The sequence below is a fragment of the Allobosea sp. Root670 genome (genome assembly GCF_001429415.1).
In the GTDB taxonomy this organism is placed as follows: Bacteria; Pseudomonadota; Alphaproteobacteria; order Rhizobiales; family Beijerinckiaceae; genus Allobosea; species Allobosea robiniae.
Window position 1 is genome coordinate 374038 of the sequence record NZ_LMJU01000012.1, and the last position, 13868, is coordinate 387905.

Below are 13868 nucleotides of genomic sequence, written 5' to 3' on the forward strand. Positions count from 1 at the left end.
GACCGCTTCAGTAGCCGAACTGCTCGCGCAGGATGCGCTCGTCCAGGCTGTGGCCGGGGTCGTGCATCATCACGAGATCGACATTGCGATCGATCTCGATTTCGACCGAGCGGACCTCGTCGATCTGGGTGTGATCGGCGACGGCGCTGACCGGGCGCTTCTCGGCCTCCAGCACTTCGATCGAGACGCGGGCATGGTCGGGCAGCAACGCCCCGCGCCAGCGCCGGGGGCGGAAGGCCGAGATCGGCGTCAGCGCGAGCAGCGGCGCATCCAGCGGCAGGATCGGGCCATTGGCCGAGAGGTTGTAGGCGGTCGAGCCGGCCGGTGTCGCCAGCAGCACGCCGTCGGCGATCAGTTCCGTGAGGCGCACCTGACCATCGACCGAGATCCGCAGCTTCGCGGCCTGGTAGGAACGCCGCAGCAGCGAGACCTCGTTGATCGCGCGGGCCTGCACGGTCTTGCCGTGCTGATCCACCGCCTGCATCGAGAGCGGATGCACGACGCTGCGCTGAGCGGCCTCGAGTCGCTTGCGCAGGCCGCGTTCCTTGAACTCGTTCATCAGGAAGCCGACCGAACCCCGGTTCATGCCGTAGATCGGCTTGCCGGTGCCGAGGAAGCGGTGGAGCGTCTGCAGCATCAGGCCGTCGCCGCCCAGCGCGACGATCACCTCGGCATCGGCCGGGTCGGCATTGCCGTAGCGCTCGACCAGCCGGGCCAGCGCCGCTTCCGCTTCGGGAGTATCGCTGGCGACGAAGGAGATCGCCCCGAATCGCTCGGTCATCACATATCCTGAAACGGCAGCCTCGGCAGTGTCCCGGCAGGCTTACCATGACCCGGCAGCCGGCCGCGAGGCCGGCCGCCCAAGAAAAAGGCCGGGCGAGATGCCCGGCCTCGTGTCTGCGGCAAGTGCGAGGGGCTTCAGAGCGCCGTGCTCCACTGCACCGGCACCATCTCGAAGCCGTTGCCGTCCTTGGCGATATGCCCGGTCGCGGGGAAGGGCGCGTGGTAGAACGCGACCTGCATCCGGTCAGTCGAGACCATGTCGAGCAGCTTGCGCCGCGTCGCCGCCGCCTGCGGGCCGTCCATGTCGAACACGGCCGACCAGTCGGGGTTGCGCACGAAGAGCGCGGGATGATTGGTCGTGTCCGACATGATCATCAGCTTGCCGTTGCCGGAGGTCAGCGCGAAGACGGTGTGACCTGGCGTATGGCCGGGCGCCGCGATCGGCGTTAGACCCGGCAGGAGCTCCTTGCCGGGCTCGAACTGCTTCACGTCCTTGGCTACGGGTGCGAAGACGCGGCGCACGCCGGCGAAGGCGCCCTTCATGCCCTCGGGCGCGGCATTCATCTTCGCGTCGTCCATCCAGAAGGCCCATTCGGCCGCCGGCACCATCACCTCCGCGTTGGGGAACACGGCCGTGCCGTCCTTCAGCCGGAAGCCGTTGATGTGGTCGCCGTGGAAATGGCTGAACACGACGCCGGAGACGTCCTTCGGGTCGAGGCCGGCCGCCTTGAAATTCGCCATCCAGGTGCCGGACGTCGGCGCGCCCGAATCGCCGTTGCCGGTGTCGATCAAGGTGAGCTTGCCGCCCTGCTGGATCGCCAGCGTGGTGAAGGTGATGTTGAGCGCGTCCTGCGGCAGGAAGGCCTGCTCCATCGCCTTTTTCACATCGGCGAGCTCGGCATTGCGGACGAAGCCTTCGAGCGGGCGCTTGCCAAAGCCGTCATTGATCGCGGTGAGGGTGACGTCGCCGATCTTGTAGCGGTAGAATCCGGGGGCCTGGTTCACGGGAATTCCTTGTGCCTGGGCCGGGCCGGGCCCGGGCAGATCGAGTGTTGCAGCGGCAATGAAAGCACCGGTGCCGACCAGAGCGGCACGGCGCGTGAAATCTGTGTCCTGCATGGTCTGTTCTCTCCCCTCGGGTGAGTGGCAGACTAGCGGCGGCCGCCTTGCGTTCAACCGCAAGGGCTTGCCGGTAGGTCAAGTTTCCGTGAGGCGTGCTTCGGCGGGCGCGAAGCAGCGCTGCCCGACGATCTCCACGCATCGAGGGCCGTTTCGCTGCGGCGACGCGGGACGTCGTTTTCAGCTCGTGGGGGCCGGTTTCCTGCCGAAGCGAGGAGTTGCGCGCCTGCCGAGATCAATCGAAGGGCGGCAGAACCACGTCCTCCACTCCGCGGACCACGTCGTGTGACAGGAAAAAACTGCTCTGCTCCGGCCATTGCCACGTCGGCTCGCCGGTAAGGATGACCTTGGTCCTTATCCCAAGAGCCCCAGCGAACAACGCAGCAGAACAATCAATCGACACGACGGCATCGAGCAGTCCGATCTGGGAAAGCTGGATATCGATCGAGTCCAATGGATCGACGCCGCCGTCGATGAAAAGATTTTTCATTTCAATCGCTGCGCTGTCGTGGCGGGCCTTTTCCAGATCAGGCTGCAAGCTGATGAAGGCGCAGTCGGGATACCGGGCGAGTAACCGTCGAACATCGGCCAGTCTCAGGTTCCGGTGGCGACCGGTGCGGCCATTGGAGGTGTGCCAGGCAATGCCGATCAGAGGGCGAGTTCCAAAACGGGCCGTGTAGCGTTCCCGCAGCGTTTGCGTTTGTTCTTCGTCGGCATCGAGGACGGCGTGACTGCCGGATGCGCCGTAGCGCGGCCCGTAATCAGCCAGAAGGTCGAAGCCCTCTCTTACCTGTGCCGGGCGTAGATGGCCGATCTCAGATATGTCGTGAACGAATTCCGCTCTGCCGGGTAAAGCTCTGGCGAGCACCGGGTGCAGGCGCCTGTCCACGACGACTGTCAGCGCTTCCTCTACCGCGGTGGTCTCGGTCAGGGACGGCAACGCCTGAAGAATCGCCGAACCAACTCCGATTTCGGGCGCTATGTAAATGACCCGGCCCGTTCCGTCCGCGCTTTCGCGTTCGCGCAGTTTCGAGAACTGCTCGTTATTCCCGCGGAAGGACGACGATAGCACGCGGCACCCTTCGACGAACTCCCCGTTCGCCGTCAGCACGACGGAAACATGGTCCTTTGGCCAGCCGGTCAGGGGAGGGGCCGCTTTCAAAGCGGCGCGGGCGAATGCGATCGCTTCCTCTTTCTCTTCGGCACGACTCGCGCAGATCGCTGCATGAGCAAACTGGGTCGAGCTTGCGTTCGCAGAGGGAAGCGCATTGCGGGCATAGGTGAACGCATCCTTCCACCGGCCTGTATGGTAGGCCAGTTTCGATGCTTGAAGCGCCATGTTGCCGGTCAAGGGCTGGCTGATCTTGTCTGCTTCCCGATAGAGCGTCAGCGCGAAATTGGCGCTGCCCGCTGCCGCTGCGACATTGGCGAAAACCCCGGTGACGGCCGCATTCGCACGGTGTTCCACCCGCAGGCTGTCAAGCCATCGGAATGCCTGGGAAGTGTCTGCTTGAGCCAGTTTCCCAGCGACATATGCAGCCTCTTCGACACAATTTTCCGCGTTCAGTTGCGAAATGCTATGCGTCAAGGCGGGTGGGGCGAGTTCGGAAAGCGCTTCCTCGACTGCCAATCTATGCCCGCGCGTCTTGGGAGGACCCGGCAGCCCGATCGCCTTGAGCCAATCGGAAAATCGACGCGCGATGGTCGCTGTCGCCGGGCGCTTTTCGTCGTTTGCGTCAAACAGCATTGCGCCCATGTTTCGAGCCGGCGCAGCGGGACGTGCCGAGGAATACCTGCGTTCGGAAAGCTTGAGCGCGTGCAGCGGATGCAATGATGCATCGGCCTTCATCTCCATCAGCCGCTTTTTCGCGTTGCGTGCCTGCGCCGCCGACACTTCGATGGGCCAGATGTCTTCTTCACCCAATCCTTCCGGCAAAATACAAAGATCATCCAGGAGCTGTCTCATCTTGCCGGAATTCGACGGCAAGACGGTGATCGGGCGCCCGGCAAGCAGTGCGAAAAAGCAACCGTGATAGCGACCGCAGACGATGTGCTCGCGGTGGGCGAGTTCGGCGATGGCCTGTCGCCAATAAGTCGAAGCGTCGGGGCGGATGAACGGAAACAGATGCGCGCCTTTTTCAATGTGCGACAGCGCGACTTTGCCGGTGATTGCAGGAGCTTCGTCATGCCAGTCCGTCACCGCGGAGCCCGATGTCCGCGGCGCTTCAGGTGGCGCTGTCCAATTGGCGTAGATCGCTGCATCCGCGCACAACACGGCATCCACATTCATGGCGGCCGCTTCACGCAGGGATTTCCGATCGCGAAGGGTGACGGCCTCCGCCTGCCGAAGCAACGGAGCAAGGCTTGGATAATCTTCCAGTATGGAATTCACGACCGCAAAGGGCTTCCTCATCTCGATGGCCAGTTCCATCGCGGCGGCGAGCTCCCTCGCGCGATCGTGGTGCATCGTGCCCTCGCCATTGACTATCATCAAGTCGGCCCAGGTCAGATGAAGATGCAGCCAGTCTTTCGATATGGCTGATAGATTCCCACGCGTATCGCAGGATAGCTCTCTATTGAATATCGCTCGTATGGCGGTTTGGGCGTGGCCTGTCAGATGAAGCCGCAGTGCGTTGGAGATGGCCTCGCAGCCGAGGTGATTGTTGTTGCTTGTATCGTTCACGAGCAGAACGCGCATGCTCTTTACAGTCCCGCTCCATGCTCGAAAGAAGAATGCCGATCCTTCCTGCGAAAAAAGGTTCAGCGCTTCCAGCTTTTTATGGTCCCGGCCGAGAGGATCGGTCTCCCGATCTTCGGTCTACAAAACCGCTGCACTAGGACGGCGCCATGCCCCAAGAGCATCGGACTGAAAAGTGGAATCCGCTTTTCGGAAAAATCCGATGCCCCAGCAATGAGATAGAGCATCGTGACCGCGTCCGACAGGGCGCGCGATGATCTAGCCGTTGCCCGTGGAGTTACCAGCCGCTGCCGGGGAGGGCAAGCATCGGTCGCGGAAGGCCGAAGAGGAAGCTCCGCCCGTTGCGAAGCGGGGCGACGGCTGTGCCGATCACGCCAGAATATCGTGATCCCCGGCCTCCGGCTGGCGGGATAACGGGGCTCCGGCCGCGGGCGCAGGCCGGGCGGTCAAGTTTCGGTGAGGGGGGCTTCGGCGGACGCGGGCGGTCCGCGCCGTGCGAGCGCGCGCAGCATGGCGGCACAGAGCGCGAGCGAGCCCATGACGCCCTGGCCCGAGCAATCGGCGACGAGCGCCTGGAAGGCCAGGCTGTCGTCGCTTGCGAGACATTGCAGGCTCCAGTTCCAGCCCGGCGCCTTCTGCCGCAGCAGCGACACGGCGATGTCGATATCGGCGCTGACCGTGCCGAGCGTCTTCCAGAAGGAACCATGCTGGTAGATGCCGCCGGCCGGCGTGCGACGATTGACCAGCCGTGCCGGCTTGCGCCGCACGACGAAGCCCAGCGCCTCGTAGATATCGGCATCGAGTTCGCGATCGGGCTTGCTGGAAGCCTCGCACCGGGCCGCGAGCGAGAGAAGTTGAGTCCGGTCGTCCATTCCGGTCCGTACAAAGATCGATGAGATCGGCGCGCTGCAGGGCGGCGCCGCAAGCTGTGACTTCTAGCCCATCATCGCGCCTGTCGGCCAGCCATGGAATGACGATGCCGGCCGGCCTCAGGGGCCGACGACCGTTCCGCGGGCATGGCCGCCCGGCACGCGGCAGGAGCACCCGATCCCGATCGGGGCCGGCTCATAGAGCGTGCAGATCTTGACCGGCGTGCTGCATTGGCCGCCCTCCGCCGCCGGTATCGCCTCGTAAGCCGGATAGACCGGATAGGCCGGCTCGTACGGATAAGTTGCGATCGCGCCGAGCGTGGCTGCCGCCGCCAGGCCCGAGGCAGCGCCCCAATAGGGGTAGCCGCGGCGATATCCACGATAGGGATAATGGCCGGTGTGGCGCCAGCCCCATCCGCCGCCATGCCAGCCGGAGCGGATATTCTGCCGATAGGCGGGGAAGGCCGGCCGCATACCGTGCGGCCTCATGCCGATGCCGCGTGAATGAAAGCCTCCGCCGCCATGCCGGAAGCCGGCGCCGCCGAAATGCGGCTGGGCCGACGCGGCCAGGCCGGTGGCGAGGAGCAATGGCGCGATGGACGCGGTGACGAGAAGAAGACGACGCATGCGAACCTCCCTGCAAGACCGGGGTTTCGCCCCACCCAAGGGAACGTCAGGGGAGGCGGGAGGTTCCGGGCGGGAAACGCGCGTCAGTCGTTGAACCAGCGCGACTGGCTCTTGCAGCGATAGCCGACGAAGCAGGTCTGGCTGTCCCGGCTCGGCACGAAGGCAGGGTCCAGGCCCTCGTCGAACTCGCAGAAGCTGCGATCGCGCACGAAGCGATCATAGGTGTAGCCGCCGGTCCCCAGCACGATGGCGCCGTTGACCTGGACATCGCGCTGGCTCGCCGCACAGGGGCGCGAGACCGTCGAGGGGCGCGTTTGCGCCGCCGCCATTCCGGCATTCAGGAGAAGGGCGAGCATGAGGACAATGGCCTTCATCGAAGCCTCCCGGAGCTTGACCGGATGGGTAACCGCCCGGCCTGCCAAACGTTCCCGGAGCAGCCGATCTGTCAAGGCCGCTTTCCCGGTCGTCTCGCCGGCCCTGCGAGGCGCTGCCTCATTCTGGCCTTGGCGCCCGTCTTGTCTGGACATCGCCCATTTCAGATCGGAAAGCGTCCCATGAAACCTGTGTTGATTGCCGCACTCGGTCTTCTCGTTGCGCTGCCCGCCGTCGCACAGCAGCAGATTCCGCAACGCAAGCCCGGGCTGTGGGAGACGAAATCGACCGGCAACGAGGGCGAAACGATCGCGAAGCAATGCGTTGGGCCGGGAACCGACCAGTCGATCGTCGGCGGGCTTGCCGCCGGGGCCTGCTCGAAGATGCTGGTGACGAAGACGGCAACGGGCTACGCCGTCGAGACGGAATGCGCGGTCGGCCAGATCAAGGCCTCCGGCAGCAGCGTCATCACCGGCGATTTCGAGACGTCGGTCCGGACCGAAGGGACGACGAAGCTGAGCGGAATGCCCGGTCAATCCGCTCCCGTGGAGCGCAAGCTGGTCGTCGAGGCCAAACGCCTCGGCGAATGCGCGGCCGGCCAGAAGCCCGGCGACATCATCATGCCGGACGGCAAGGTCATCTCGATGCCCTCGGCGAAGCCCGCGCCGTAAGCTCGGAATCGAACGCGATCCGGCAAGCGGTGCCGCATCGGAGCGTTCATCACGGGCATATCGGCGAAGGGCGTATCCGCGCGGATGATCGTCTGGACATGGTGCCGGCGGAGAGGATCGAACTCCCGACCTTCGGTTTACAAAACCGCTGCACTACCGCTGTGCTACGCCGGCGCCGTCGCATTCGGCCCTGTGGCCGGAAGCTGCCGCCTCGGAAAAATGTGCCCCGAAGTCGACCGAAGCAGCGGTTACCAGCCGCGCGGCGCGAGGGCAAGCCTGTGTATCCGTGCCCATGAAAAAGACCCCGCCTTGGGAGGCGGGGCCTGGATCGCCGTCAGGCGATGATCACTTCAGGATGTCGCGATCCTTGGTCTCCGGCAGGAAGAGCAGGCCGATCACGAAGGTGCCGAGCGCCACGATGATCGGATACCAGAGGCCCGAGAAGATGTTGCCGCTAGCCGCCACGATGGCGAAGGCGGTCGGAGGCAGGAAGCCGCCGAACCAGCCGTTGCCGATGTGATAGGGCAGCGACATGCCGGAGTAGCGGATGCGGGTCGGGAAGAGCTCGACCAGCAGCGCGGCAATCGGGCCGTAGACCATGGTCACGAACACCACGAGGATGAACAGGATGCCCGCGGCCTGCAGAGCGCGGCTGTCGGTCAGGACCTGACCGATGGTCGGCGTCTTCAGGATGGTCGGGTCACCGGCCTTGGGATAGCCGGCGGCCTGGGCGGCGGCGACGAGTTCGGCGGCCGTCGCCGGGGCGTCGGCACCGTTGATCGAGGCCTTGAGCGGCGAGCCTGCCGGGCTGGCGACCAGATCGTAGTGGATCGAGTTGGTCGCCAGGGTGCGGCGGACGACGTCGCAGGGCTTGGTGAAGGTGCGCACGCCGACGGGGTCGAAGAGCGTGCCGCACTGGGCTGGGTCGGAGGTGAGCACCAGCTTGACGGTCTCCGTCGCGGTGATGAGCTTCGGATTCGCGGTCTTCGCGAGCATCGTGAAGAGCGGGAAATAGGTCAGGGCGGCGATCAGGCAGCCCGCCAGCAGGATCGGCTTGCGGCCGATCTTGTCCGAGAGCCAGCCGAAGAAGATGAAGAACGGCGTGCCGGCGAGCAGAGAAAGCGCGATCAGCAGGTTAGCTGTGGTGCCGTCGATCTTCATCGTCTGGGTCAGGAAGAACAGCGCGTAGAACTGGCCGGTGTACCAGACCACAGCCTGGCCGGCGGTGCCGCCGAACAGCGCGATGAGGCCGATCTTGGCATTCTGCCAGTTGCCGAAGGCTTCCGAGAGGGGGGCCTTCGAATGGGTGCCTTCTTCCTTCATCTTCACGAAGGCCGGCGATTCGGCGAGCTGGAGACGGATCCAGATCGAGAAGCCGAGCAGGATGATCGAGAGCAGGAACGGAATGCGCCAGCCCCAGGCCGCGAAAGCTTCCGGCGACATGCTGAGGCGCAGGCCGAGAATCACGATCAGGGACAGGAAGAGGCCGACCGTCGCGGTCGTCTGGATCCACGAGGTGTAGAAGCCGCGCCGGCCCATCGGGGCGTGCTCGGCGACATAGGTCGCGGCGCCGCCATATTCGCCGCCGAGCGCGAGGCCCTGCAGCAGGCGGCAGATGATGAAGGCGGCGGGCGCGAGATAGCCGATCGTCTGGAAGCTCGGCAGGAGGCCGACGACGAAGGTGGAGATGCCCATCACGGTCATCGTGACCAGGAAGGTGTATTTGCGGCCGATCATGTCGCCGAGGCGGCCGAAGAACAGGGCGCCGAAGGGGCGGACCGCGAAGCCCGCGGCGAAGCCGAACAGCACGAAGATGAACTTCGCGGTGTCGTTGTCGCCGGGCACGAAGGTCTGTGCGATGTTGGCGGCGAGCGAACCCGCCAGATAGAAGTCATACCACTCGAAGACCGTGCCGGCCGACGAGGCAATGATGACCTTCCGTTCCTCCTTGGTCATCGGCCGGGGCGCTGCCCGCGAGTCCGATGCTTGCGATGCCATGCTCATGGCGCTTGTCTCCCCTGGTGAAGCCCTGAAGCCGGCATGCCGGCAACCCCATCTCGCGCGGTTCGCGTTCTAAAATGACGATGGCCGCGCTGCCGGAAAGCCGGTGAGTCCCGTCATTCCAGCTCGATTCAGAGGATTGCGCGCGGATTGTCGCAGGGGCAATCAGGCACTTGGTCGTGCACCGTTCGTCTATAAGACTATCGATGAGGAGCCGATGCAGGCCGGAAAAGGACGGGTTAGCGCCCTTTTCAGCCTGGCGCGCCGTGCAGGTCGATCACTTGCGGCGGCTGGCCGCGTAAAGCGCGATCGCCGTCGCGTTCGAGACGTTGAGGCTGGTGATCGTGCCGGGCACTTCGAGCCGCGCGACATGGTCGCAAAGCTCGCGCGAGCGCTGGCGCAGGCCCTTGCCCTCGGCGCCCATCACCATCACCAGCGGGCGGCGCAGGGAGACGTCGTCGAGCGCGACATCGCCGTCCGAATCGAAGCCGATGCGCAGGAAGCCGCGCTTGCCGAGCGTATCGAGCGCATCGCCGAGATTGCGCACGGCGATCAGCGGCACATGCTCCAGCGCGCCGGAGGCCGATTTCGCCAGTACGCCGGTCGCCGCCGGAGAGTGCCGGATCGTGACGATCACGGCGGCTGCGGCGAAGGCTGCGGCAGAGCGCAGGATGGCGCCGACATTGTGCGGATCGGTGATCTGGTCGAGCGCCAGCACGACGCAATCGTCCGGCAGGCTGTCGAGATCGGGCGAGGGCAGGGGATCGCAGACGAGATAGAGGCCCTGATGCACCGAGTCGGGAGTGAGCAGCCGGTCGATCTCGGAAGGGCGCACGATCTCGGCTTCGAGCGGCAGGACCTCGACTTGCTCCTGCAGGCGCCGCAGGCCATTCTCCGTGGCGAGCAGACGCCTGTGGCGCCGCTGCGGATTCTTCAGCGCCTCGATGACGGGATGCACGCCGTAGAGCACGGCCTCGTCGATCTCGCCCGGCCGGTGCGGCGGCGGGCCGTCGGGGCGGCGGGCGCCAGGTCTGCCTCCGGCGGGCCTGGCATGTTTCGGGCGGAACGGCGGAGCCATCGCTCTCTCCAGTGATTGCCGGATTGCCGTGCCACGACGCGGCGCGCTTGGCCAGCGCGAACCACCCTTTTGCCAACAGATCCGCTAGGACAGGAACCATGATGCCAGGCGAGACGGACAGGCTGATCGCGATCACTGGAGGGCCGGGTTCGGGCAAGACCAGCCTGATCGAAGCACTGGCGGGGAGCGGTCACGCGGTACGGCCGGAGGCCGGGCGCGCGATCATCCGCGACCAGCAGATGATCGGCGGCCGGGGACTGCCCTGGGCCGATCCTGCCCTGTTCGCCGAGCTGATGCTGGCAGCCGACCTGCGCAGCTACGCCGAGGCGCTCGCGGGGCGGGAACGCGTGTTCTTCGACCGCGGCGTTCCAGATATCGCCGGGTATCTGGCGCTCTGCGGCCTGCCGATTCCCGACCATATCGAGCGGGCGGCGTGGCAGCTGCGCTATCGCCGCACCGTTTTCATCGCCCCGCCCTGGCGGGGCATCTTCACGCAGGACGCCGAACGCAAGCAGGATTTCGCCGAGGCGGAGCGGACCCACGCGGTCATGGCCGAGACCTATCCCCGCTATGGCTATGAACTGATCGAACTGCCCCGTGCGAGTGTTGCCGAGCGGGTCGCCTTCATCGTCGGTCACGGGCATGCCGGGGATTGACCGGTTGTGGACTGATTTTTCGTATCTCTCGCGCGTTGGTTTCGCTCACCGCTCCGATCGGGCGGTTGCCCTTGCGAGCCCTTCGGGCTCGGCCCCGCTTCGGCACGGCGCTCCATCACAACGAATTCGCGCCATCCGCCTTTTTGCCGTTGACAGGGCGCGGCCCGGTCACCATAAGTCCGGCCGCGCCTACCGGTCGTCGCGAAAGTGACATATCGGTGGCCCTGGGCTCACAGAGCCGATCAAGGGCGCAGGCGGGGGAATGTCCCGAGCGGCAAAGGGGGCGGACTGTAAATCCGCTGGCTATGCCTTCGCAGGTTCGAGTCCTGCTTCCCCCACCATTTCCGATCAGACTGCGAACCGGCCAGCAGCCTGGCTTCGCAAGTTGCCGGCGAAGCTGCCTCTTCTGCTGATGATTCTGATTTTCCCGGCTCGACGACAATGCTGTCGGCGAATGTGATGCTGAATCACGCTTACTTGGGAGCATTCAAGCGCGGGAAGGGCGCCCGCCGGATCGCCTCTCCACGGCGGCGATATAGGCGTCGCGTGAAGGGCTCAGATGGTCGCGGCACAGGCTGACGAGCCGTGCTCTGTCGCCAGTGGCGATCGCCGCGATCATGGCTCGGTGCTCGTCGCGCGCGAGAGCGAGATGCTGGTCGCTCCCAGCGGTGATCGAGCGCACCCCATGGACTTTCTGGGCCATGGCCTGGATCAGTTCGACGAGGTGCCCGTTGCCGCACGCCCCGAACAGCGTCTCGTGGAACGTCATGTTCGCCCGAAACGCAGCGCGGGCGTCGCTGTTGGCCACCGCAGCGCTGTGCGTGTCCTGGATGTCTTCGAGCCGCGAGACGAGGCCGGCAGGCGCGGGGAGGGGAATCTGCTCGGCGGCCAGCGTTTCGAGAGCCACCCTGACCGAATAGATCTGGCGGACGTCCCCGGGGTCCAGCAGCCTCACGACAGCGCCGCGGTTGGGAACGCGCTCCACCAGCCCGACCCTTTCGAGCTCGGCCAGCGCCTCGCGCACGACATGGCGCTTCACCTCCAGCCGTTCGGCCAGGTCTTCCTCGACCAATCGCTCGCGGGGCATCAGCCAGCCGAGCACGATCTCCTCCTCAAGCGTCGCAGTGATGCTGCGGACGCGGTCGGTCGTCTGAAGCTTGAGCAATCTCGCGGGCATGTCACCTTATATCTCTTCAACAGTATTGTTGACAATCCTGGCAACGATATGCATCCGATGAGGCATGACCCAGCACGACGATGATACGCCGCCTCCCGGCCCTGCTGCGCGTGGCATGCGTCGCAATCTCGCGACCTATGGCGACCCGGGCTTCTCGCTGTTCCTGCGCAAGGCCTTCATCAAGGCGGCCGGCTTCTCCGATGATGCGCTCGACCGGCCGATCATCGGCATCACCAACACCTTCAGCGATTTCAACCCCTGCCATGGCAACGTGCCGCGCCTGATCGAGGCGGTGAAACGCGGCGTCATGCTGGCTGGCGGGCTGCCGATGGAGTTTCCGACGATCTCCATCCACGAATCCTTCGCCAATCCGACCTCGATGTTCCTGCGCAACCTGATGGCGATCGACACCGAGGAGATGATCCGCGCGCAGCCGGTGGATTCCGTCGTGCTCATCGGCGGCTGCGACAAGACCGTTCCGGCACAGCTCATGGGCGCCGTCAGCGCCGACGTGCCGGCGATCCAGCTGATCACCGGGCCGATGCTGGTCGGTCATCACAAGGGCGAGGTGCTCGGCGCCTGCACCGATTGCCGCCGTCTCTGGGGGCAGCACCGCGCCGGCCAGATCGACGAAGCCGAGATAGAGGTGCTGAGCGGGCGCCTTGCCCCGACCCAGGGCACCTGCATGGTCATGGGCACGGCCAGCACGATGGGCTGCCTTGTCGAGGCGCTCGGCATTGCGCTGCCCGGCACCGGCACCATCCCTGCAACCCATGCCGACCGGATCCGCGCGGCCGAGGCCAGCGGGCGCGAAGCGGTGCGCCTCGCCAAGGGCGGCCCGAAGCCGAGCGAACTTCTGACCGAGGCCGCCTTCCGGAATGCGCTGACCGTGCTGCAGGCGATCGGCGGTTCCACCAATGGGCTTGTCCATCTCGCCGCGATTGCACGCCGGGCCGGCCTGAGCATCGATCTCGAGGAGTTCGACGCGATCGGCCGCAAGGTGCCGGTGCTGATCGATCTCAAGCCCTCCGGCGACCATTACATGGAGCATTTCCACTGGGCCGGTGGCGTGCCGAAGCTGATGAAGGAGCTGGGCGAGCATCTCGACCGCTCGGCCGCCACCATCGACGGCCGCACCATCGGCGAGATAGCGGACGCTGCCGAGGAGGTGCCGAACCAGAGCATCATTCGAACGACGCAGAGTCCGGTGAAGCCGACCGGCGGTATGGCAGTGCTGCGCGGCAATCTCGCGCCCGGCGGGGCGGTCATCAAGCACTCCGCCGCTTCGCCCGCGCTGCTGACGCATACGGGCCGAGCTGTCGTCTTCACCTCGGTCGAGGACATGGTCCGCCGCATGGATGACCCGGGTCTCGACGTGAAGGCCGATGACGTCCTCGTGCTGACCAATGCCGGCCCCCGAGGCGCCCCCGGCATGCCCGAGGCAGGCTACATCCCGATCCCGAAGAAGCTGGCCCAGGCCGGCGTCAAGGACATGGTCCGGATTTCGGATGCCCGCATGAGCGGCACGGCCTTCGGCACCATCGTGCTGCATATCACCCCGGAATCCGCCGTGGGTGGCCCGCTCGGGCTTGTTCGCGATGGCGACCTGATCCGGCTCGATGTGCCCGCGCGGACGATTGCGTTGCTGGTCGACGAGGCCGAATTCGCGCGCCGCAAGGCACAATGGCGCCCGCCGGCGCATCTTTCCGAAGAGTCGCGCGGCTACCGCCATCTCTATCTGACCACCGTCCTGCAGGCCGACGAGGGCTGCGATTTCGATTTCTGCTGAACAACCTCCGCGAAGCGACCGGAGGCGA

The 13868-nt window shown here is 65.5% G+C and carries 12 protein-coding genes and 2 tRNA genes; 4 read left to right on the plus strand and 10 right to left on the minus strand.

Annotated features, from left to right (window positions below; all coding sequences use genetic code 11):
- Positions 1-7: 7 nt before the first annotated feature.
- From ASE61_RS11800 to ASE61_RS11825, 6 genes are all read right to left on the minus strand, one after another.
- Positions 8-781, minus strand: coding sequence for an NAD kinase (locus tag ASE61_RS11800; RefSeq protein ID WP_061967091.1), 774 nt, complete (start codon positions 779-781; stop codon positions 8-10).
- A 137-nt stretch (positions 782-918) separates the two neighbouring features.
- Positions 919-1902 (minus strand): MBL fold metallo-hydrolase, encoded by a 984-nt coding sequence (locus tag ASE61_RS11805; RefSeq protein ID WP_061967093.1) that lies wholly within the window; start codon positions 1900-1902, stop codon positions 919-921.
- 235 nt (positions 1903-2137) lie between these two features.
- Positions 2138-4600 carry a polysaccharide pyruvyl transferase family protein gene (locus tag ASE61_RS11810; RefSeq protein ID WP_061967094.1) on the minus strand — a complete coding sequence of 821 codons (2463 nt, stop codon included), beginning with the start codon at positions 4598-4600 and terminating at the stop codon, positions 2138-2140.
- A gap of 446 nt (positions 4601-5046) precedes the next feature.
- Positions 5047-5472 carry a hypothetical protein gene (locus ASE61_RS11815; protein ID WP_061967096.1) on the minus strand — a complete coding sequence of 142 codons (426 nt, stop codon included), beginning with the start codon at positions 5470-5472 and terminating at the stop codon, positions 5047-5049.
- A 117-nt stretch (positions 5473-5589) separates the two neighbouring features.
- Positions 5590-6096 (minus strand): hypothetical protein, encoded by a 507-nt coding sequence (locus ASE61_RS11820; protein WP_061967097.1) that lies wholly within the window; start codon positions 6094-6096, stop codon positions 5590-5592.
- Positions 6097-6179: 83 nt separating this feature from the next.
- Entirely contained in the window at positions 6180-6470 is a 291-nt protein-coding gene (locus ASE61_RS11825) for a hypothetical protein (protein WP_061967099.1), read from the minus strand.
- Positions 6471-6650: 180 nt separating this feature from the next.
- Between ASE61_RS11825 and ASE61_RS11830 the strand changes: the two genes are divergently transcribed.
- A complete protein-coding gene (locus tag ASE61_RS11830; RefSeq protein WP_061967101.1) occupies positions 6651-7139 on the plus strand; it encodes a DUF3617 domain-containing protein in 489 nt (162 codons plus the stop codon).
- A gap of 99 nt (positions 7140-7238) precedes the next feature.
- Here the strand turns inward: ASE61_RS11830 and ASE61_RS11835 are convergent.
- The 3 genes from ASE61_RS11835 to rlmB all read right to left on the minus strand — a co-directional run bounded on the left by ASE61_RS11835 (position 7239) and on the right by rlmB (position 10218).
- Positions 7239-7313: transfer RNA gene (locus ASE61_RS11835), tRNA-Thr, on the minus strand.
- A 171-nt stretch (positions 7314-7484) separates the two neighbouring features.
- Positions 7485-9143 carry an MFS transporter gene (locus ASE61_RS11840; RefSeq protein WP_200959631.1) on the minus strand — a complete coding sequence of 553 codons (1659 nt, stop codon included), beginning with the start codon at positions 9141-9143 and terminating at the stop codon, positions 7485-7487.
- Between the two features lie 274 nt (positions 9144-9417).
- On the minus strand, positions 9418-10218 hold the full coding sequence (gene rlmB / locus ASE61_RS11845) for a 23S rRNA (guanosine(2251)-2'-O)-methyltransferase RlmB (protein ID WP_061967105.1): 801 nt from the start codon (positions 10216-10218) through the stop codon (positions 9418-9420).
- A 101-nt stretch (positions 10219-10319) separates the two neighbouring features.
- Here rlmB and ASE61_RS11850 point away from each other — a divergent pair, with 101 nt between their 5' ends.
- Together ASE61_RS11850 and ASE61_RS11855 are read left to right on the plus strand one after the other, a co-directional pair.
- Entirely contained in the window at positions 10320-10874 is a 555-nt protein-coding gene (locus ASE61_RS11850) for an AAA family ATPase (protein WP_061967305.1), read from the plus strand.
- 256 nt (positions 10875-11130) lie between these two features.
- Positions 11131-11215 (plus strand) — tRNA-Tyr (locus tag ASE61_RS11855).
- A 146-nt stretch (positions 11216-11361) separates the two neighbouring features.
- Here the strand turns inward: ASE61_RS11855 and ASE61_RS11860 are convergent.
- A complete protein-coding gene (locus ASE61_RS11860; RefSeq protein WP_244492805.1) occupies positions 11362-12039 on the minus strand; it encodes a GntR family transcriptional regulator in 678 nt (225 codons plus the stop codon).
- A gap of 76 nt (positions 12040-12115) precedes the next feature.
- Between ASE61_RS11860 and ASE61_RS11865 the strand changes: the two genes are divergently transcribed.
- Positions 12116-13840: an IlvD/Edd family dehydratase gene (locus ASE61_RS11865; protein ID WP_061967108.1), complete on the plus strand. Its 1725-nt coding sequence runs from the start codon at positions 12116-12118 to the stop codon at positions 13838-13840.
- The last annotated feature ends 28 nt before the right edge of the window (positions 13841-13868 follow it).